Raw genomic sequence first — 20,389 nt, forward strand, 5'->3', positions numbered from 1 at the left:
GCTGCGGCTAGTCGGCGATATGGTAGTTTTGCGTGTTTGACGCTGCAATGTAACACAGGGAAAAGCGGGCAAGGCTTGGCCGCGCCGCTCTGGAAAAGTCTCTCGGAGCCGCTTCGGACAAGCCTCGCGGACCATCGGTTCAAACCGCTTCGCTGCCCGTGTACGATCAGCATCTGTACCAAGCAACGAGCGAGCCTACCCTTTCATGACCGACGCGAAACTCCTCAGTTCCAGCTATTCCAACTACTCGTCGCGCGCTTATTCGGCGCGTCCGGAACTAGCCTCCGATGTCGCCCAATGGGCAACGACGCCGATCACGCGGCAATGGATCGAAGCGCGCCTCGACGCTCATTGCGTGCCGTGCGTCGAGACCGGCACGCTCGATGAAGCCGCGCTCAAGACGGCGTTGCGCCGCTTGCGCATGGAGGTTTTCTGCACGGCGATGGAGCGCGATCTAGCGGGCACGGCGGATGTCGCCGAAGTCACCGGCGCAATGACGGATCTCGCCGAAGTAACGATCCAACGCGCCATCGCGGTACTCGCGGCCGACCTCGAAGCGCTCTTCGGCGAGCCGCGCTCACCCGAAGGCGAACGGCTTACGCTCGGCGTCGTCGGCATGGGCAAGCTTGGCGGGCGCGAACTGAACGCGTCGTCGGATATCGATCTGATCTTCGTTTATGAAGACGATGGCGAAACCGCCGGCGGCAAGCGCTCGCCGCTCTCGGTGCAGGAATTCTTCACACGGCTCGGGCGGCGCGTGATCGGCGCGCTCGCGGAGATGACGCAAGACGGCTACGTGTTTCGCGTCGACATGCGGTTGCGTCCCAACGGCGATTCGGGTCCGCTCGTGTGCAGTCTCGGCATGCTCGAAGAGTATTTCTATGTGCAAGGGCGGGAATGGGAACGCTACGCGTGGATCAAGGGGCGCGTCGTCTCGGAGACGAAGAGCGATGCCGCGCGCCGTCTCGTCAAACAACTCGAAGCCATTGCGACGCCTTTCATCTATCGGCGATACCTCGACTACGGCGTGATCGCCGCGATTCGCTCGCTGCATCTGCAGATTCGGCAGGAAGCGCGGCGGCGCGCGTCCATGCGCCCCGACAAGGCCGACGACATCAAGCTCGGACGCGGCGGTATCCGCGAGATCGAGTTCAGCGCGCAGGTTTTCCAGTTGATTCGCGGCGGACAGGCGGCGGATTTTCGCATTCGTCCGACGCTCAAGGTGCTCGAACGCGCCGCCGCGCACGGGCTGATCGCGCAGAACGTGTGCGACTCGCTCACCGACGCGTATCTGTTTTTGCGCACGGTGGAGCATCGGCTGCAGTATCGCAACGACGCGCAGACGCATGCCATGCCGGTTGCCGACGACGAGCGCGCGTTGCTCGCGTCATCGCTCGGATTTGCGAACTACGCCGCGTTGATGGACAAGCTCGATGCGCATCGCGAATTCGTCGAACAACAGTTCGATGCCATCTTCGCCGACAAGATCGGCGGTGAAAACGGCTGCGGCGTGTCGGACGATTCGGCTGCATCGTGGATCTGGAGCAGCGCGCTCGCCGACGATTCCGCGCAGGAAGAACTCGCCGGCCGTCTGTCCGAACTCGGCTTCGCGGACCCGGCGCCGGTGCTCGCGCGTCTAACGGGCGTGTGGAACTCCACGCGTTACGCGAGCCTGAACGAGCACAGCCGCGAGCGCTTCGACGTGGTCGCGCAGCGCGCGCTCGAAGTCGTGCAGTCGATCGATGCCGCGCGTCGCGGCGATGTGATCGCGCGGCTTTTCGACTTGCTCGAAGCCATCGGCAAACGCGGCGCGTATCTCGCGCTTCTGACTGAATATCCGGCGGCGCTCGAACGCGTGCTGTCCGTGTTGTCCGGCTCGCGCTGGGCGGCGGGTTATCTCATTCGCCATCCGCAATTGCTGGACGAATTGCTCGATGACGAAGCCATTGCCAGCCCCTTCGACTGGGACGGGTTCAAGCGTTCGCTGCTCGCCCGGCTTGCGGCAGCGGAGGACGCGGAGCATCAGATGGACTTGCTGCGTCACGCGCATCAGGCCGAAGTGTTCCGCATCCTGCTGATCGATCTGGCGGGACATCTGTCGGTGGAACATGTGAGCGACCGTCTGTCCGAACTCGCCGATGCCGTGCTTGACGTAACCGTGCAGACGGTTTGGCGGCAGTTTCCGAAGCGGCATCGCGATACGCCGCGCTTCTCCGTCATCGCGTATGGAAAGCTCGGCGGCAAGGAACTGGGTTATGCGTCCGATCTCGATCTGATCTTTCTCTACGACGATCCCGACGATTCGAACGACAGCGCCGCCGACATTTACGCGATGTTCGCGCGCCGTCTCATCACGTGGCTCACGGCGGCGACCGGCGCGGGCACGCTGTTCGATGTGGACTTGCGTCTACGGCCAAACGGCGAATCGGGTTTGCTGGTGACGAGTCTGGAGTCGTTTCGCCGCTATCAGATTCGTGAAGGCGATGCCGCGAATACCGCGTGGGTCTGGGAGCATCAGGCGCTTTCGCGCGCTCGCTACAGCGCCGCCGACGCCGAGATCGGCGCGCAATTCGAAGCCATTCGCGCGGACGTGCTGGTGATGGAGCGCGATGCGGCATTGCTTGCCCGCGAAATCGTCGCGATGCGCGAGCGTGTGGCGGCGGGGCATCCCAATCGCAGCGAATTGTTCGACCTGAAGCACGATCGCGGCGGGATGGTGGATATCGAGTTCATCGTGCAGTACTGGGTGTTGCTGCACTCGCGCGAGCATCGCGAGTTCGTGCGCAATGCGGGCAATATCACCTTGCTCAAGATCGCGGCGCAGAGCGGGTTGATCAGCGCGGACGAAGCGGAAACGATTGGCGCGGTGTACCGGCACTACCGCAAGCTGCAGCACACGCTGCGGCTCGATGGAATGGAGAAGGCGCGCGTCGCGCCGGATGCGGTAAAGGGCGAAAGGGAAGCGGTGACGGCGTTGTGGAGACGCGTGTTCTCGATTGCCGAGTGAGGTGGAAGGCGGCGCAGCGTTTTTGCGCCGCCTCGTTCGCCCGCGCCTCAAGCCGCGAGCATCTCCTTTGCATGCTTGCGTGTCGTCGCCGTGATTTCGATTCCTCCAAGCATCCGCGCCACTTCTTCGATGCGTTTCGACTTGTCGAGCGGCGTCACCGTGCTGACCGTGCCGCCGGCATCGTCGGAAGTTTTCGCCACCTGGAAATGCTGATCGCCGCGCGCCGCGACTTGCGGCAAGTGCGTGACGCACAGCACTTGCCGGTCGCGTCCGAGTTGATGCAAGAGCCGTCCGACCACTTCCGCCACGCCGCCGCCAATGCCCGTATCCACTTCGTCGAAGATCAGCGTGGGCGTCGGGCTCGCGGTGCTCGCGATCACGGCGAGCGCGAGGCTGATGCGCGCGAGTTCGCCTCCCGATGCGACCTTCGCGAGCGGCCGTAACGCGACGCCAGCGTGGCCCGCCACGCGAAACTCGATCTGTTCCAGCCCGTTTGCGCCGCCTTCCGCAAGCGGCACGAGCGCGACTTCGAAGCTGCCGCCCGCCATCGACAATTCCTGCATGCCTTCGGTGACTGCCTTCGACAAAGTCTTGGCCGCTTTCGCGCGCGCCTTCGACAGCGCTTTTGCATCCGCGAGATAAGCGTCGTTCGCTTTCTCGGCGACGGCGTTGAGCGCGTCCAGGTCCGCGGCGGCATCGAGTTCGGCTAGCTGGCTGCGGCGCGCTTCATGTTCCTCGGGCAGCGCTTCGGGCTGAAGGCGGAACTTGCGCGCCGTCGAGTGAAGCTGATCCATGCGACGCTCGACCTGCGCGAGCCGGTCAGGATCGAGTTCGAGGCGCTGCGCGTAGTGCGAAAGTGAGTACGACGCTTCCTGCAACTGAATCTCGGCGGGTTCGAGCGAGGCGAGCACGTCGCTCAACGCGGGATCGATATCGGCCAGATCGCGCAGCTTCGTGATGATGGCTGCGAGTTGGGAAATCATGGCTTCGTCGGATTCGGACAATGCGGACAGCGCGCTTTGCACGCCGTCGATGAGACTTGCCGAGTGCGAGAGCCGATGATGCTCCGCGCTCACTTCCTCCCATTCGCCCGGCTGCGGCGCGAGCTTATCGAACTCGCTCAACTGCCATGCGAGACGCTCGCGTTCCAGTTGCAGTTCGCGGTCGCGGCTTTGCGCGGCTTCTACGGCCTGCTGGGCCTCGCGATACGCACGCCACGCGCGATTCACGGTGCTCGCTGTGTCGACGAGACCGGCGTGCGTGTCGAACAGTTCGCGTTGCGCGTCGGGGCGCATCAGCAATTGATGCGCGTGCTGGCCGTGGATGTCGACGAGCATTTCGCCCACTTCGCGCAGTTGCGTGAGCGTGGCCGGCGTGCCGTTGATGAACGCGCGCGAGCGGCCGCCGGAATCGATCACGCGGCGCAGCATGACGGTGTCGCTGTCTTGCGAGAGCGCGTGCTCGTCCAGCCAGCGCGCCACTTGCGCGTGCGTGGTGAATTCAGCGGTAATGTCGGCGCGCGCTTCGCCCGTGCGCACGACGCTCGCGTCGGCGCGGGCGCCGAGCGTGAGCGCAAGGGCGTCGATCAGGATGGATTTGCCTGCGCCGGTTTCACCCGAAAAAACCGTGAAGCCGGAGTCGAACTCGATATCCAGCGCGGCAACGATGACGAAGTCCCGAATGGAGAGATGACGGAGCATGGACGCTTGGAAAGGGCGTGGTGAGCGCTTCAGAGGGCGGAGTCTTGCGAGGGATGCTCGTTCCAGTGCAGCTTTTTGCGCAACGTGGCGTACGTGCTGTAGCCGACCGGATGCAGCACCGGCACCGTGTGCCGTGAGCGCCGCACTTCGATGGCGTCGTTCAGCTCGACGGCCGTGAACGACTGCATGTCGAAGTTCACGTTGACATCGCGCCCGCCGATGAACTGAATGGTCACCTTGGAGTCGTCGGGCAGCACGATCGGACGGTTCGAGAGCGAATGCGGCGCAATCGGCACGAGCACGAAGCCCTGCAACTGCGGATGAAGAATCGGCCCCGCCGACGAAAGCGCGTAGGCGGTCGAGCCGGTGGGCGTCGCGACGATCAGACCATCCGAGCGCTGGTTGTACATGAAGTGGCCATCCACCGACACGCGCAGTTCCGCCATGCCTGAAAAGCCGCTGCGATTGACCACCACATCGTTGAAGGCGAGCGCGTGATAAATGGGCTTGTCGTTGCGCACGATACGCGCTTCGAGCAGGCTGCGTTCCTCGCGCTCGAACTGTCCGGCGAGCATCTGAGGCACGATCTCGCGCATCTCGGTGAGCGGGATGTCCGTGATGAAGCCGAGCCGCCCGTGATTCACGCCGATGAGCGGCGTCTTGTACGGCGCAAGCTGGCGGCCCACGCCGAGCATGGTGCCGTCGCCGCCCAGCACGACCGCCACGTCTGCGCGCGCGCCGATTTCGGCGACCGAGAGCGCCGGGTAATCGGTCACGCCGACATCCTTCGCGGTGCCGGCCTCGAACACGACCTCGAAACCCTGCTTCGAGATCAGCTCCGCGAGCAGGCGCAGCGGCGTCTCGATGCCGGGCGTATTGGTGCGCCCAATGAGCGCGACAGTCTTGAATTGGCCAATTTCCATGCCGGCATTACACCATAGGTGGAAGGCGAAAAGAACCGTGCGCGAAGGGTGGCTGCGACGCCACCCGATCACGCCGGGGCACGCCCGTTGTTTATCGCTAGAATGGAGCGGACATTGAATCGCTCGACAAGCGATTCATCGCGGCGGGTACGTTCGCCGCGCCACGACACGTTAGGCTAAAATTTCCCCATGCTAGACCCACGTGCACAAACCCTCCTCAAAACGCTGATCGAGCGCTACATCGCCGAAGGTCAGCCGGTCGGTTCGCGCACGTTATCACGGCATTCCGGCCTGGAGCTGAGTCCCGCGACCATTCGCAACGTGATGTCGGACCTGGAAGACCTCGGTCTCGTCGTCAGCCCGCACACGTCGGCGGGACGCATTCCCACGCCGCGCGGCTATCGGCTCTTCGTCGACACCATGCTCACCGTGGAAGCGCCGCAAGACGAAGCCATGACCACCGCCGTCAAGACGCGCCTGCAAGGCGAGGAGCCGCAGAAGATCGTCGCGGCGGCGGCGAGCGTGCTGTCGAGTCTCTCGTCGTTCGCGGGCGTGATCCTCACGCCGCGCCGCAGTCACATGTTCAAGCAGATCGAATTCATGCGGCTGTCGGACAAGCGCATTCTGCTTATCATCGTGACGCCCGAAGGCGACGTGCAGAACCGCATGATGGCGACGCAGCGCGACTATTCGCCGTCGCAGCTCACGGAAGCCTCCAACTACATCAACGCGCATTTCGCGGGCCTGTCCTTCGACGAAGTGCGTCTGCGGCTGCGTCAGGAAATCGACGAATTGCGCGGCGACATGACCGCGCTCATGCAGGCGGCCGTGGTCGCGAGCACCGCCGAAACCGATCCGGGCGAGACCGTGCTGATTTCCGGCGAGCGCAATCTGCTCGAAGTGGCGGACCTTTCGTCCGACATGGCGCGGCTGCGCAAGCTGTTCGATTTGTTCGACCAAAAGACGAGCCTCCTGCAATTGCTGGATGTTTCGAGTCACGCGCAGGGCGTGCAGATTTTCATCGGCGGGGAATCTAATCTGGTGCCGATCGAGGAAATGAGCGTCGTGACCGCGCCGTATGAAGTCAACGGCAAGATCGTCGGCACGCTCGGCGTGATTGGACCCACGCGCATGGCCTACAACCGCGTGATTCCCATCGTCGATATCACCGCACGCCTGTTGTCCATGTCGCTCAGTTCTCAATAGCTTTTCCTTCAGCCCATCATGCCGGCCCGCGCGCCGCGCCGCCACTAGGCCGTTCGGCCAATGATGCGGCGTGAAACGCGCCGCTATAATGGGTTTCACCTTTCGACCACTTCCGGCCGCCTTGCCCTATGCGTTTCGATCTCGAGTTGCCTTCGCAGCCTAGCGCTTCGCATCGTGTCGCGGTGCTGCTGATCAATCTCGGCACGCCGGACGCGCCCACGCCGCGTGCCGTGCGCAAGTATCTGGCGCAGTTCCTCTCCGATCCGCGCGTGGTCGAGATTCCCTCCTTGCTCTGGCAGATCATTCTGCGGTTGATCATCCTGCCGTTTCGCGGGCGCGCGTCGGCAAAGAAATATGCGCAGGTCTGGATGGCGGAAGGCTCGCCCTTGCGTGTCTATACGGAGAAGCAGGTCGAGGGCTTGCGGCGCCTCTTTGCGGCAAACGACTATCACGTGCTCGTCGACTACGCGATGCGCTACGGCACGCCGGGCATCGGCGTCATGCTCAATCAGCTCAAGCTCGAAGGCGCCGAGCGCATTCTCCTGGTGCCGATGTATCCGCAGTACTCGTCTTCGACCACCGCGACCGCTTTCGACGACGCCTTTACCGCGCTCAAGCGCGTGCGCAATCAGCCCGAGATTCGCACCATTCGTCATTACGCGGATCATCCGGCGTATATCTCCGCGCTTGCAGAGCAGGTGCGCGATTACTGGCGTCATCACGGCGTGCCGGATTTTGCCGCCGGCGACAAGCTCGTGCTGAGTTTTCACGGCGTCCCCAAGCGAACCATGGATCTCGGCGATCCGTATCACGACCAGTGTCAGTTGACGGGCTCGCTGCTCGCCTCCGCGTTGGGGCTCACGCCGGTGGAATGCCGCGTCACGTTCCAGTCGCGCTTCGGCCGCGCGGAATGGCTGCAGCCATACACCGCGCCGACGCTCGCGGAACTCGGCGCGGCGGGTGTTGCGCGCGTGGACGTTTTTTGTCCGGGCTTCACGGCGGATTGTCTTGAGACGATCGAGGAAATCGGCATCGAGGTGCGCGACGAATTTCTGCACGCAGGCGGCAAGCAGTTTCACCGCATTCCTTGCCTGAATGCATCGCCGGCGTGGATCAAGGCGCTGGGAGAAATCGCGGCGCAGAATCTGCAAGGCTGGCCGGTGCAGGCCGTGCAGCCATTGACGGTTGCCGCCTGAACGAACGGTTATTCATGAACTACACGATTTCGACGGAACCGGGCGCGCGTCTGCGCATCGACAAATGGCTTTGGGCAGCGCGCTTCTTCAAGACGCGTTCGCTCGCGAGCGACGCGGTGGAAAAAGGCCGCGTGAAGATCGGCGGGGCGAACGTGAAGCCGTCGAAGGACGTGCGCGTCGGCGATCTCGTCGAGATCGATATCGAGCGGATCGTCTGGCAAGTGGAAGTAAAGGGCGTGTGCGACGTGCGCGGACCGGCAAGCGTGGCCCAGACGCTTTACGCGGAAACGGAAGAGGGCCGAGTGAAGCGGTTAGCCGAAGCCGAGCGGCGCAAGACGTTTCGCGAGCCGGCTGCCGGAATTCAGGGCAGGCCGACGAAGCGCGACCGGCGCATTATCGACAAACTGGCAGGTTCGGATTGAAGTAGTTTTCGATGGTCGCATGAACGCCGCCGTACTCGGTGTTACGGGCGGTGACAGCGCCGGACATACATATGGTGGTCGTTCCCGCAACCAGTACCAGAGCGACCACCGCGATAGCAAAGGTCAGTTTCATGGTACCCCCGGTGAGCGGGATAACCGGTTGCGAAAACCGGAAGGAAACGGGCAAGGGCTTGAGCGGTTACTGCATTCGTAGGATTAGGGTTAACGTGTTCCTGCGACGCATGTTCGAAGTGTAGGCGAACAACGCAATCGCCTCAATCTGATTTTTGCGTACTGCGACGAAACGCCCATTACGAAGTGTTTCCCGCAGTCAAATGTGGCGAATTTGCACTTAACGCGTCACGCAGCCGACATGCGTGGCCCGCCGTTGTCCGATGTTTGAAGCGCACGCGAAAAAAGCTAAATTTCGTCCGAAAAATCGCTTCTGGAGCCTTGAAAATCCCTCGGATGCCCCAAATTCCGCCGCTAGTGCGAAAAAGCCTGGCCTGGTTCTCGGCGGTAAGAGGACTCCCGGCCGATCGCATCCATTTCACTCACAGCAATACATTCAGCGACATGGAAAACACGCAAGAGAATCCAGCGAGCCAGAACCCCACGCCCGCAGACGAAACCGCGCGCCAGGCCGCCGACCCGACCCAAGCCGGCGCAACCGGAGCGCCGACGGGCGCCGATGCGCCGCAAGTCGCGCCGGACGCGAACGAAGCCGCGCTGGCCGAAGCGCAGGCGAAGATCGCCGCGCTCCAGGAAGAGTTCCTGCGCGCCAAGGCGGAAACGGAAAACGTGCGTCGCCGCGGTCAGGACGATGTGCAGAAGGCGCACAAGTTCGCCATCGAAAGCTTTGCCGAACATCTGCTGCCGGTACTCGACAGTCTCGAAGCCGCGCTTGCCGATCAATCGTCCGATCTCGTCAAGGTGCGGGAAGGCGTCGAACTCACGCTGCGTCAACTGACCGCCGCGCTGGAAAAGGGGCGCGTCACCGCGCTGAATCCGGTGGGCGAGAAGTTCGACCCGCATCGTCACCAGGCTATTTCCATGGTGCCGGCCGAGCAGGAAGCGAATACCGTCGTGTCCGTGCTGCAAAAGGGCTACGTGATTTCGGATCGCGTGCTGCGTCCGGCTCTCGTCACCGTCGCCGCACCGAAGTAACGCGCCGCGAGAACGCCATGGCCGCCTCGGAGAATCGCGTTCCCGTCGATGCCACCGCGTTTTCGGTCTTCGCCATGCAGGAGCTCGACGCGCCCGGTTTCGACGCCGCGCTGGCTTCGGCGGGAGATGATCTGGCCGTCGTGTTCTTCTGGGGCGTCGACTGCTTCAACTGCGAAATCGCCAAAAAAGCGATGCTCGCGAAGCCCGATGAAATTCGCGCGCTCGGACTGAAGTGGTTTCACAGCAATGTCTACGAGCATCGGGAACTGGGACGGCGCTTTTTGCTGCATGGCGTGCCGACGTGGTTTTTCTTTCATCGCGGCAAGCGTCTCGGGCGCGCCACCGGCTGGCATGGTCTCGCGCAATTCGAAGCGGCGGTCGCGGCGGCGCGGGAAAAGATCCGCGGCAAGGCTTCCGAGTGAAAAAAGATATAGACCGCATCGCTTTCAGGGTCTTGAAAACGAAATCCGCGTTCTTATCTTGCGTACAGGTATGAATATTTGGGCGTTCGGCCCGGTAAATCGGCCGCACAAGCCGGCGTTTTCCGGCCGCAGCGCTAAAGCGATCAAAGCAAGGAGAGTATAAAAAATGGGCAAAATCATTGGTATCGACCTCGGCACCACGAACTCGTGCGTGGCGCTGATGGAAGGCAATCAGGTCAAGGTCATCGAGAACTCGGAAGGCGCGCGCACCACGCCGTCGATCATCGCGTATGTCGACGACAACGAAATCCTGGTTGGCGCACCTGCCAAGCGTCAGTCGGTTACGAATCCGCGCAACACGCTTTATGCAGTGAAGCGCCTGATCGGCCGCCGCTTCGACGAGAAGGAAGTGCAGAAGGACATCAGCCTGATGCCCTACAAGATCGTCAAGCACGACAACGGCGACGCATGGGTCGAAGCGCACGGCAAGAGCCTCGCGCCGTCGCAGATTTCCGCTGAAGTGCTGCGCAAGATGAAGAAGACCGCTGAGGACTACCTCGGCGAGCCGGTCACGGAAGCCGTCATCACGGTCCCGGCGTACTTCAACGACAGCCAGCGTCAGGCAACGAAGGACGCAGGCCGCATTGCCGGTCTGGAAGTGAAGCGCATCATCAACGAACCGACGGCAGCCGCGCTCGCCTTCGGTCTCGACAAGGCCGAAAAGGGCGACCGCAAGATCGCCGTGTTCGACTTGGGCGGCGGCACGTTCGACATCTCGATCATCGAAATCGCGGACGTGGACGGCGAAATGCAGTTCGAAGTGCTCTCGACCAACGGCGACACGTTCCTCGGCGGTGAAGACTTCGACCAGCGCATCATCGATTACATCATCGGCGAGTTCAAGAAGGAACAAGGCGTCGATCTGTCGAAAGACGTGCTCGCGCTGCAACGCCTGAAGGAAGCGGCTGAAAAGGCGAAGATCGAACTGTCGTCGACGGCTCAGACCGACATCAACCTGCCGTACATCACGGCTGACGCGTCGGGCCCGAAGCACTTGAACCTCAAGTTCACCCGCGCCAAGCTCGAAGCGCTCGTCGAAGAGCTGATCGAGCGCACGATCGAACCGTGCCGCACCGCCATCAAGGATGCGGGTGTGAAGGTCGGCGATATCGACGACGTGATCCTCGTCGGCGGCATGACGCGTATGCCGAAGGTGCAGGAGAAGGTGAAGGAATTCTTCGGCAAGGAACCGCGCCGTGACGTGAACCCGGACGAAGCCGTGGCCGTTGGCGCCGCGATTCAAGGTCAGGTTCTGTCGGGCGACCGCAAGGACGTGCTCCTGCTCGACGTGACGCCTTTGTCGCTCGGCATCGAGACGCTCGGCGGCGTGATGACGAAGATGATCAACAAGAACACGACCATCCCGACGAAGCACGCGCAAGTGTATTCGACGGCGGACGACAACCAGGGCGCCGTGACCATCAAGGTGTTCCAGGGTGAGCGCGAGATGGCCGCGGGCAACAAGCTGCTCGGCGAGTTCAACCTCGAAGGCATTCCGCCTTCGCCGCGTGGCGTGCCGCAGATCGAAGTGACTTTCGACATCGACGCGAACGGCATTCTGCACGTCGGCGCGAAGGACAAGGCAACGGGCAAGGAAAACAAGATCACCATCAAGGCGAACTCGGGTCTGACGGACGCGGAAATCGACAAGATGGTGAAGGACGCCGAAGCCAACGCCGAGGAAGATCATAAGCTGCGTGAACTGGCCGATGCCCGCAACCAGGGCGACGCGCTGGTCCACAGCACGAAGAAGGCGGTTGCCGAGTACGGCGACAAGGTCGAAGCCGGCGAGAAGGAAAAGATCGAAGCTGCGTTGAAGGAACTCGAAGACGCGCTGAAGGACAACGCGAGCGACAAGGCGACCATCGAAGCGAAGGTCGAAGCACTGGCGGCGGCATCGCAGAAGCTCGGCGAAAAGATGTACGCCGACATGCAGGCGCAGCAAGGCGCGGCGGGCGCGGCGGCAGGTGCGGCCGGTGCGGCGGGCGCGGGTGCATCGGCGGAAGCGGGTGCGAGCCAGCAGCACGATGACGTGGTCGACGCCGACTTCAAGGAAGTGAAGAAGGACTAAGCCGGAGGGCGCGTGAGTGGCGACATTCATGCGCCCTTGGTCGTTTCGCGGCGCGTATGCGTCACGCGAAGACCGGCATCGGGACGCGTCTAGCGTCTGACGTGGAACGCGCCTGGCGAGCCTGACGGCTCTCCGGGCACGTTGTTTTTAGAGGCGTCTTGCTTCGAGCCGAGTTTGGGGCGAGGCGTCAGAGGTTTCAAGCGCGGGTCGAATGGCCCGGAGCATCTCAGAGGAACCGTCGGGTTAGAAGCGCGGCGGAATCGAACCGACATGGCGAAACGGGATTACTACGACATTCTGGGCGTCGCGAAAAACGCGAGCGACGAAGAGATCAAGAAGGCGTATCGCAAGCTCGCGATGAAGTATCACCCTGACCGCAACCCGGACAACAAGAAGGCCGAGGAGAATTTCAAGGAGGCGAAGGAAGCCTACGAAATGCTCTCCGACCAGCAGAAGCGCGCGGCCTACGATCAATACGGCCACGCTGGCGTCGATCCGAACATGGGCGGCGCGGGCGCGCAGGGCTTCGGCGGTTTTGCCGATGCCTTCGGCGACATCTTCGGCGACATCTTCGGGCAAGCCGCAGGCGGCGCGGCGCGTGGCGGCCGCGCGGGTCCGCAGGTGTATCGCGGTGCGGATCTGCGCTACAGCATGGAAATCACGCTGGAGCAGGCGGCGCACGGCTACGACACGCAGATTCGCGTGCCGAGCTGGGCCAACTGCAATGTTTGTCACGGCTCGGGCGCGAAGCCCGGCACGAAGCCCGAGACTTGCCCGACTTGTCATGGTCAGGGCCAGGTGCGCATGTCGCAGGGCTTTTTCAGCATCCAGCAGACGTGCCCGAAGTGTCACGGCAGCGGCACCTATGTTCCGGACCCGTGCACGAACTGCCACGGCGCGGGCAAGGTGAAGGAAACGAAGACGCTGGAAGTGAAGATTCCGGCGGGCATCGACGACGGCATGCGTATCCGCTCCGCCGGCAACGGCGAGCCGGGTCTCAATGGCGGTCCGAGCGGCGACTTGTATGTGGAGATCCACATCAAGCAGCACTCGGTGTTCGAGCGTGACGGCGACGACCTGCATTGCCAGATGCCCATTCCGTTCACCACGGCGGCGCTGGGCGGCGAGATCGAAGTGCCGACGCTGGCGGGCCGCGCGAGCTTCACGGTGCCGGAAGGCACGCAGTCGGGCAAGACGTTCCGGTTGCGCGGCAAGGGTATCAAGGGTTTGCGTTCGAGCATTGCGGGCGACTTGTATGTGCATGTACAGGTCGAAACGCCCGTGAAACTCACCGATCAGCAGCGCGATCTGCTCAAGCAGTTCGAGAAGTCGCTGACGGAAGGCGGCGCGCGCCACAGCCCGCAAAGCAAGAGCTGGTTCGACCGCGTGAAAAGCTTCTTCGATTGATGTGTAAGACGTGGCACTACCGGCAGCGAGTGTTGCCATGAAGACTGAAGAGCGCGGCGCGGTGTTCGCGCTGCTCGACGACTGCGAAGCGACCGCCGAAAGGCGGTCGAGTCGTTTGTACACGGGATTCGTGCGCGCCCATGTCTGCGAAGACGGGCGCATGCTCGACGCCGTATGCGCGGCCATCGATGCCGATTTCCAGAGCGGCCTGCATGCGCTCGTCGTCGCGGATTACGAGTTCGGGCGCAATCTCCAGTTCGGCGGTATCGGGCGCGGCGCGGATCGTGCGTTGCGAGTGCTCATGTTCCGCGAGTTCGCGCCCATGTCTCGCGACGAAGCCAGCGCGTGGCTTGCATCGCGAGATGGCGGTTGTGAGACGCCCTCGGTGGCGGGCGTGGCGGGCATCGAGCCGAGCATCACGCGCGACGAATTCGATACCGCCATCGCCGCCGTTCATCACGCGCTGCGCGAAGGCGAGTCGTATCAGATCAACTTCACGTTCCGGTTGAATTTCGATGTATTCGGCACGCCGCTCGCGTTGTATCGGCGTTTGCGCGAGCGTCAGCCGGTGCGCTTTGGCGCGTTCATCTCCATGCCGGACGGCCGCGTGGTCGTCTCGTGTTCGCCGGAGTTGTTCGTCGAGAAGCAAGGAGCGCTTTTGCGCGCGCGGCCGATGAAAGGCACCGCGCCACGCGACTCCGATCCCGCCGCGCTCCACGACGACCCGAAGAATCGCGCGGAGAATGTGATGATCGTCGACCTGTTGCGCAACGACATGTCGCGCGTGGCGGCGACGGGCTCGGTGCATGTGCCGGCGTTGTTCTCGGTCGAGGCTTATGCGTCGGTGTGGCAGATGACGTCGACCATCGAGGCGCGCATGAAACCGGGCGCTTCGTTCGCCGATATCGTCCGCGCGCTGTTTCCCTGCGGCTCGATCACGGGCGCGCCGAAATACCGTACGATGCAGCTCATCGACGAGATCGAGAGCACGCCGCGCGGTCTTTATACCGGCGCGATCGGCTGGCTCGATACGCGCGGCGACTTTTGTCTCTCGGTCGCGATCCGCACGCTCGTCGTGGATGCCGACGGCACGCGCGGCGTGATCGGTATCGGCGCGGGAATCGTGCTCGATAGCGATGCCGCGAGCGAGTACGAAGAGTGTCTGTTGAAGGCGCGCTTTCTGACGGGCGCGGACCCCGGCTTCGAGTTGTTCGAGACGACGCACGCCACGCGCGATGACGGCGTGCGCCACGCCGCGCGTCATCTTTCTCGTTTGAAGGCGAGCGCCGCGTGGCTTCGTTTTCCGTTCGATGAGCGCAAGCTGGACGCGCAACTCGCGCAACATCGTGCGGGCTTCGAGGCGGGTACGCCGTATCGGTTGCGCATCGCGCTCGACAAGAGCGGACGCTTTGCATTGACGAGCGCGCGGCTTGCGCCGTTGGCGTCGGATAGCGTGGATGTGTTGCTCGCTTCGGATCGCGGGTTTGCGCCGCGATACTCCGGCGACGCGCTGTTGCGTCACAAGACGACGCATCGTGCCGACTACGATCGCGCGTGGAAAGCGGCGGAAGCGGAGGGCGCGTTCGACATGCTCTTTTGCAACGAACGCGGCGAGATTACGGAAGGCGGGCGGTCGAGCGTGTTTGCGCGCATCGACGGAAAGTGGTGGACGCCGCCCATCGAGGCGGGCGTGCTGCCGGGCGTGATGCGCGCGGTGTTGATCGAAGAACTGGAAGCCGCCGAGCGCGTAATGACGACCGAAGACCTCGAGGGCGCCGATGAGTTGCTCATCAGCAATGCGTTGCGCGGCGGGGTGAAGGCGCGTCTGAGACGGTGACGGCTCGCGATCTCGACGAGCCGTCAGCGCGTCAGGAAATCACCACTCGGCTACGCTTCCATCCGCATGCCGCCAGACCGGATTGCGCCACCGGTGACCGATCTTCGCCATTTCGCGCACCTTCTCTTCATTGACCTCGATTCCCAGCCCCGGTCCTTGAGGAATCGCGACCATCCCGTCCGCATAAGCGAACACTTCGGGATTCTTGATGTAGTCGAGCAGGTCATTGCCCTTGTTGTAGTGAATGCCGAGGCTCTGTTCCTGAATGAACGCGTTGTAGCTCACGGCGTCGATCTGTAGACACGTGGCAAGCGCAATCGGCCCGAGCGGACAATGCAGCGCGAGCGCGACGTCGTACGCTTCGGCCATCGAGGCAATCTTGCGGCACTCGGTCAATCCGCCCGCATGCGACGCGTCCGGCTGAATGATGTCCACATAACCGCCCGCGAGGATGTGCTTGAAGTCCCAGCGCGAATAGAGCCTTTCGCCGAGCGCGATGGGCGTGCTCGTCTGACTGACGATATCGCGCAACGCCTCGACGTTTTCCGACAGCACGGGTTCTTCGATAAACATCAGCTTGAACGGATCGAGTTCACGCGCGAGCACCTTCGCCATCGGCTTGTGCACGCGGCCATGAAAATCGACGCCGATGCCCACATTCGGTCCCACCGCTTCACGCACGGCGCGCACGTTGTCGATGACGCCTTGCACCTTGTCGAAGGTATCGATCATCTGCAGCTCTTCCGAGCCGTTCATCTTCACGGCCTTGAACCCGCGTTCGACGACCGCGCGCGCGTTGTTCGCGACATCGCTCGGACGGTCGCCGCCGATCCACGAGTACACCTTGATCTTGTCGCGCACTTGTCCGCCGAGCAGCGCGTGAACCGGCACGCCATGATGCTTGCCGAGAATGTCCCACAGCGCCTGATCGACGCCTGCAATCGCGCTCATGCCGATAGGCCCGCCGCGATAGAAGCCCGAGCGATACATCACTTGCCACAAGTCTTCGATATGTCGCGGGTCTTTGCCGATGAGATAGTCGGCGAGTTCATCGACGGCGGCGGCGACGGTATGCGCGCGTCCTTCGACAACGGGTTCGCCCCAGCCGGTGATGCCCTCGTCGGTTTCGATCTTGAGGAAGCACCAGCGCGGTGGAACGATGAAGGTTTCCAGTTTCGTGATTTTCATGGACGTCTCCTAAACGGGTTCGCTATCTTAGCAAAACGCGGCTTGAAGTAGTATTAATAGTACTATTGGCGCATTGGCGCATTGGCGCATTGGCGGATTGGCGGATTGGCGGATTGGCGGATTGGCGGATTGGCGCATTGGCGCATTGGCGCATTGGCGGATTGGCGGATTGGCGGATCGGCGGATCGGCGGAAGGCGGAAAGGCGGAAAGGCGGAAAGGCGGAAAGGCGGAAAGGCGGAAAGGCGGATTGGCGGATTGATGGATTGATGGATTGGCGGAATGGCGGAATGGCGGAATGGCGGAATGGCGGAATGGCGGAATGACGGATTCGCTAGGTGTTGGATGGTGAGTTGGCGTAGTGGGAGTCGTGAGTGGCTTGATGGTTAAGTGACCAAGGTGCGAGGTGAAACAGCAGAGTGGCGAAGTCGCGGATCGGTGCACGAGCAGTCGGATGGTGGAGTGGTGGAGATATGGCGACGCTCGCGCATGCCCCATCCGCTATCCATGCAAAGCCGCTTCGGTTCCAAGGAAACCGCTTCAGCACACTCGGCCAATGCCCGATAATCGTGCGCAAACGAGCAGGAGAACGAGATCATTCATCGCGATTTACACGGCCGCGTCGCTCACGAACTCGGCATGGCCATTTTGCGCGGCGATTTCGCGCCGCAGACTTCGTTGCCGCGCGAGGCCGAATTGATGGAGCGCTTCGGCGTGAGCCGCACGGTGCTGCGCGAGGCGCTGCGCACGCTCACATCTAAAGGGCTGATCGAATCGCGGCCCAAGGTCGGCACGCGCGTGCGCGCAAGGGACGCGTGGAATCTGCTCGATGCCGACATGCTCGACTGGTACTCGCGCGTGGCGCCGCCGCTGCAATTCGCGCTCAAGCTGCAGGAGATGCGCGAGATGATCGAGCCATACGCAGCCGCGCTCGCCGCTGACAATCACGAAGCGCAGACGCGCGAGCGGCTCACGCGCGCGCATCAGGCGATGGTCGGCGCGCAGAACGTCGACGAATGGGTACGCGCCGATCTGGATTTTCATTTGTGCGTGCTGGCCGCCTGCAGCAACGAGTTGCTGATTCCGCTTGGCGCGCTGATCGAACGCACGCTGGAAGGCCAGCTTCGGCTGAACGCGAAGCGCGCGGAGGTGTACAACGCGTCGCTTGCCGAACACACGGCGGTGTTCGATGCGATCATCGCGCGCAATGCTGGCGCCGCTCGCCGCGCAATGGCCGATCTGCTCGGCGTGACGCGGTCGCGGATCGAGAGTTGAGGCGTGCGTCGGTGGATCATCGTGCGCGATGCCGCACGACGCACGACGCACGACGCACGACGCACGACGCACGACGCACGGCGCACGACGCACGGCGCACGACGCACGGCGCACGGCGCACGCCGGCCAATCGGCTTTGGCGTGACGCAATCGCGGATAGCAGACAGCAGATCGAGGCGTACATCGGAGGCATGAACCATCTGTCCTGCGACCTCGGCATGTGTCGTCGCCAAACCGGCTGGCGTTCATCGGCAAGAAGGCAATGCGCGCCTTCTTCCTCGCACATCACACCGCAGTGACAGCGCCACGCACGCACGACCCAAACGCCCCGCTGACACCGCTACATTCAGGCAAACCATTCACGATCGCGATAAAGTGGAGCCCTTGCGCACCGCACCGAAAGCACGCCCGCATCGAAGAACCGTGCGCTAGCTCGTGAAGGAGTTTGAATGCCGCACGTCCCGACTTCGCTTGCGTCGTCGTGGGGCGCGTGGGCCGTGTTCGTCAGCGTCCTCGCGACGCAACTTGGCGTACCGGTCCCCGCCGCGCCGATGCTGATTCTCGCCGGCTCGCTCGTCGCGTCCGGCGAGTCGTCCTTTTGGCCGATGCTCGGCGCGGCCGTGCTCGCGGTGCTCATCGCCGATTCGCTCTGGTTCGCGGCAGGCCGTCTCTACGGCCGACGCTTCCTCAACTCGCTGGTGCGCTTCTCCCTCTCGATCGACTCCACGCTGCGCACCGCGCGTCGCTGGTTCGAACGCTTCGGCGTGCCGCTGCTCGCGTTGTCCAAGTTCGTTCCCGGACTCGGGCTCGTGTCGGCGCCGTTGCTAGGCACCACGCAGATCGACGTGCGCGTGTTCGTGTTGTGGGACTTGATCGGCGCGACCGCCTGGGCCAGTTTCTGGATTCTAGGCGGCGCGGCGCTGCAGGAGCAGATCGCGCGCCTCGTCGTGCTGGTTCGCGCGAACGGCGCGACCGTGATCGATATTCTCGTGCTCGCGGGCGTCGGTTTCATTTTGTATCGATGGGTGCGGCGCGTGCAGTTTCACCAGTGGCTGGAGAAGTATCACATCACGCCCGACCAGCTCGACGCCATGATGCAAAGCGATACGCCGCCCGTCATCTACGATGCACGGCCAATCGACATACGCCGCAAGGAGCCGTATCGCATTCCGGGCGCGGTCGCGCTGGATCTCGATTCCCCCGGCCGCGTCGATCAGTTGCTGTCGGAGCACGAAGTCGTCGTGTATTGCGTCTGCCCGAACGAAGCGACGGCCAAGTCTATCTCGCGTCGGCTGCGCGCCAAGGGTTTCACCAACGTGCGTCCGCTCAAGGGCGGCCTGGACGCGTGGGAGAAGCACGGCTATCCGATCGAATCCATTCCGCCGGAAAAGCCGCACGTCGATACGCACGAAGACAGCGATATGGACGACATGGTCACGATCCGCGCGACGGCGCCCGAGTAATCGAAACTCGGGCGGTCCTGCCGCGCCGGCTTACTCGGGTGATAGCCGCAAGCGCCCATGCTCCAGGTCGGCGCTCGAATAAAAATTCAAGCGTTCCCGCCGCGCCGGTTGACGAGCGCGATGCCCGCAAGCACCATCGCCGCAGCGACCATGAAGCGCGCGGTGAAGTGCTCGCCGAGCAGCAACACGCCGAAGGTCACACCGAAGATCGGCGTCAGAAACGAAAATACGGAGAGCCGCGACGCCATATAGCGCGTGAGCAGCCAGAACCAGGTCAGATAGCTCACGAACGCCACCACCACGGCCTGATAAACGAGACTTGCGATAGCGAGCGGCGGCAGCGCGTCGACATGAGTTTGTCCGGTGACGGCCGCGAGCGCGAGCAGCATGACCGCCGATACCGCGAGCTGATAGAAGAGCGTCTTGCTCGCACTCGTTCGCGCGAGTGACGAGGCGCGCACGACCACCGTCGTCGCGGCCCAGAAGAGGCCCGCCATGACACCGAGCGTATCGCCTGCGATGCCGCGCAAGGTCGATGCGCTTTGCGGCGCGCCGTGCAGAAAACCATCCGCGAAGGCAAGCGCCATGCCGCAAAACGCGAGCATGATGCCGCACCACTGCGTGCGCGCAAGCCGCTCGCCGGCGACGAACCAATGCAGGCCAAGTGCGGTGAAACAGGGCGCGGTATAGAGAAAGACGGCCATGCGCGAGGCTGTCGTTAGACTCAGGCCGAAGAAAATGCAGACGAATTCACCGCCGAACAATATGCCGGCAAGGATTCCGGCGGGCAGGGTATCGTCGCGCTGAAAGAGCGGCACGCCGCGCGTGCGCGTCCAGATCAACACCAGAAAAGTGGCGATGAGCGAGCGTACGCCCGCTTGCAGCATCGGCGGAATGAAGCTGTTTGCTTCCTTGATGGCGACTTGCTGAAAGCCCCACACGCCGCACAGCGCAATCATCACGGCGACGGCCGTGAGGTCGGGCGCGCGGCGCAGGGCGAAAGAGGATGTGCTCATGTTCACGCATCGACGTCGCACTGTTTTGGAG

15 protein-coding genes are annotated in these 20,389 nt (G+C 63.0%); 11 read left to right on the top strand and 4 right to left on the bottom strand.

The window, feature by feature from the left end; translation table 11 throughout:
* Nucleotides 1-205: 205 nt before the first annotated feature.
* Nucleotides 206-3,007 carry a bifunctional [glutamate--ammonia ligase]-adenylyl-L-tyrosine phosphorylase/[glutamate--ammonia-ligase] adenylyltransferase gene (gene glnE / locus NCT04_RS02210; RefSeq protein WP_250463090.1) on the top strand — a complete coding sequence of 934 codons (2,802 nt, stop codon included), beginning with the start codon at nucleotides 206-208 and terminating at the stop codon, nucleotides 3,005-3,007.
* Nucleotides 3,008-3,054: 47 nt separating this feature from the next.
* On the opposite strand, the gene recN is transcribed toward glnE, so the two are convergent.
* Both recN and NCT04_RS02220 read right to left on the bottom strand, forming a co-directional pair.
* Complete coding sequence (gene recN / locus NCT04_RS02215; protein ID WP_250463093.1) at nucleotides 3,055-4,707, bottom strand: DNA repair protein RecN; 1,653 nt, start codon at nucleotides 4,705-4,707, stop codon at nucleotides 3,055-3,057.
* A 29-nt stretch (nucleotides 4,708-4,736) separates the two neighbouring features.
* Nucleotides 4,737-5,630 (bottom strand): NAD kinase, encoded by an 894-nt coding sequence (locus NCT04_RS02220; protein ID WP_244827040.1) that lies wholly within the window; start codon nucleotides 5,628-5,630, stop codon nucleotides 4,737-4,739.
* 189 nt (nucleotides 5,631-5,819) lie between these two features.
* On the opposite strand from NCT04_RS02220, the gene hrcA reads away from it, so the two are divergent.
* From hrcA to pabB, 8 genes are all read left to right on the top strand, one after another.
* Nucleotides 5,820-6,836 (top strand): heat-inducible transcriptional repressor HrcA, encoded by a 1,017-nt coding sequence (gene hrcA / locus NCT04_RS02225; RefSeq protein WP_244827041.1) that lies wholly within the window; start codon nucleotides 5,820-5,822, stop codon nucleotides 6,834-6,836.
* Nucleotides 6,837-6,964: 128 nt separating this feature from the next.
* Nucleotides 6,965-8,032, top strand: a complete 1,068-nt coding sequence (gene hemH / locus NCT04_RS02230) for a ferrochelatase (protein ID WP_244827042.1) — start codon at nucleotides 6,965-6,967, stop codon at nucleotides 8,030-8,032.
* Nucleotides 8,033-8,046: 14 nt separating this feature from the next.
* Entirely contained in the window at nucleotides 8,047-8,454 is a 408-nt protein-coding gene (locus NCT04_RS02235; RefSeq protein WP_244827043.1) for an RNA-binding S4 domain-containing protein, read from the top strand.
* 576 nt (nucleotides 8,455-9,030) lie between these two features.
* Nucleotides 9,031-9,621, top strand: coding sequence for a nucleotide exchange factor GrpE (grpE, locus tag NCT04_RS02240; RefSeq protein WP_244827044.1), 591 nt, complete (start codon nucleotides 9,031-9,033; stop codon nucleotides 9,619-9,621).
* Nucleotides 9,622-9,638: 17 nt separating this feature from the next.
* On the top strand, nucleotides 9,639-10,043 hold the full coding sequence (locus NCT04_RS02245; protein ID WP_250463096.1) for a thioredoxin family protein: 405 nt from the start codon (nucleotides 9,639-9,641) through the stop codon (nucleotides 10,041-10,043).
* Between the two features lie 166 nt (nucleotides 10,044-10,209).
* Nucleotides 10,210-12,174 (top strand): molecular chaperone DnaK, encoded by a 1,965-nt coding sequence (gene dnaK, locus NCT04_RS02250; protein WP_250463099.1) that lies wholly within the window; start codon nucleotides 10,210-10,212, stop codon nucleotides 12,172-12,174.
* Nucleotides 12,175-12,444: 270 nt separating this feature from the next.
* Nucleotides 12,445-13,581, top strand: a complete 1,137-nt coding sequence (gene dnaJ, locus NCT04_RS02255; RefSeq protein WP_244827046.1) for a molecular chaperone DnaJ — start codon at nucleotides 12,445-12,447, stop codon at nucleotides 13,579-13,581.
* 37 nt (nucleotides 13,582-13,618) lie between these two features.
* Nucleotides 13,619-15,418 (top strand): aminodeoxychorismate synthase component I, encoded by a 1,800-nt coding sequence (pabB, locus tag NCT04_RS02260; protein ID WP_250463102.1) that lies wholly within the window; start codon nucleotides 13,619-13,621, stop codon nucleotides 15,416-15,418.
* A gap of 39 nt (nucleotides 15,419-15,457) precedes the next feature.
* Here the strand turns inward: pabB and dgoD are convergent, their stop codons facing one another.
* Nucleotides 15,458-16,606: a galactonate dehydratase gene (dgoD, locus tag NCT04_RS02265; protein ID WP_244827048.1), complete on the bottom strand. Its 1,149-nt coding sequence runs from the start codon at nucleotides 16,604-16,606 to the stop codon at nucleotides 15,458-15,460.
* A 592-nt stretch (nucleotides 16,607-17,198) separates the two neighbouring features.
* On the opposite strand from dgoD, the gene NCT04_RS02270 reads away from it, so the two are divergent.
* Nucleotides 17,199-17,879: a FadR/GntR family transcriptional regulator gene (locus tag NCT04_RS02270; RefSeq protein ID WP_350029495.1), complete on the top strand. Its 681-nt coding sequence runs from the start codon at nucleotides 17,199-17,201 to the stop codon at nucleotides 17,877-17,879.
* A gap of 449 nt (nucleotides 17,880-18,328) precedes the next feature.
* The gene (locus NCT04_RS02275) at nucleotides 18,329-19,342 is read left to right on the top strand and encodes a DedA family protein/thiosulfate sulfurtransferase GlpE (protein WP_244827051.1); all 1,014 of its coding nucleotides are present in this window, start codon (nucleotides 18,329-18,331) and stop codon (nucleotides 19,340-19,342) included.
* An 86-nt stretch (nucleotides 19,343-19,428) separates the two neighbouring features.
* On the opposite strand, the gene NCT04_RS02280 is transcribed toward NCT04_RS02275, so the two are convergent.
* A complete protein-coding gene (locus tag NCT04_RS02280; RefSeq protein ID WP_250463107.1) occupies nucleotides 19,429-20,358 on the bottom strand; it encodes a DMT family transporter in 930 nt (309 codons plus the stop codon).
* Between the last annotated feature and the right edge of the window lie 31 nt (nucleotides 20,359-20,389).

The sequence above is a fragment of the Caballeronia sp. GAFFF2 genome (assembly GCF_023631485.1).
In the GTDB taxonomy this organism is placed as follows: Bacteria; Pseudomonadota; Gammaproteobacteria; order Burkholderiales; family Burkholderiaceae; genus Caballeronia.

Excerpts from the sequence above, each read along its gene's own strand:
- glnE (WP_250463090.1), top strand. The coding sequence starts at position 206 with ATGACCGACGCGAAACTCCTCAGTTCCAGCTATTCCAACTACTCGTCG.
- recN (WP_250463093.1), bottom strand. The coding sequence starts at position 4,707 with ATGCTCCGTCATCTCTCCATTCGGGACTTCGTCATCGTTGCCGCGCTG.
- NCT04_RS02220 (WP_244827040.1), bottom strand. The coding sequence starts at position 5,630 with ATGGAAATTGGCCAATTCAAGACTGTCGCGCTCATTGGGCGCACCAAT.
- hrcA (WP_244827041.1), top strand. The coding sequence starts at position 5,820 with ATGCTAGACCCACGTGCACAAACCCTCCTCAAAACGCTGATCGAGCGC.
- hemH (WP_244827042.1), top strand. The coding sequence starts at position 6,965 with ATGCGTTTCGATCTCGAGTTGCCTTCGCAGCCTAGCGCTTCGCATCGT.
- NCT04_RS02235 (WP_244827043.1), top strand. The coding sequence starts at position 8,047 with ATGAACTACACGATTTCGACGGAACCGGGCGCGCGTCTGCGCATCGAC.
- grpE (WP_244827044.1), top strand. The coding sequence starts at position 9,031 with ATGGAAAACACGCAAGAGAATCCAGCGAGCCAGAACCCCACGCCCGCA.
- NCT04_RS02245 (WP_250463096.1), top strand. The coding sequence starts at position 9,639 with ATGGCCGCCTCGGAGAATCGCGTTCCCGTCGATGCCACCGCGTTTTCG.
- dnaK (WP_250463099.1), top strand. The coding sequence starts at position 10,210 with ATGGGCAAAATCATTGGTATCGACCTCGGCACCACGAACTCGTGCGTG.
- dnaJ (WP_244827046.1), top strand. The coding sequence starts at position 12,445 with ATGGCGAAACGGGATTACTACGACATTCTGGGCGTCGCGAAAAACGCG.
- pabB (WP_250463102.1), top strand. The coding sequence starts at position 13,619 with ATGAAGACTGAAGAGCGCGGCGCGGTGTTCGCGCTGCTCGACGACTGC.
- dgoD (WP_244827048.1), bottom strand. The coding sequence starts at position 16,606 with ATGAAAATCACGAAACTGGAAACCTTCATCGTTCCACCGCGCTGGTGC.
- NCT04_RS02275 (WP_244827051.1), top strand. The coding sequence starts at position 18,329 with ATGCCGCACGTCCCGACTTCGCTTGCGTCGTCGTGGGGCGCGTGGGCC.
- NCT04_RS02280 (WP_250463107.1), bottom strand. The coding sequence starts at position 20,358 with ATGAGCACATCCTCTTTCGCCCTGCGCCGCGCGCCCGACCTCACGGCC.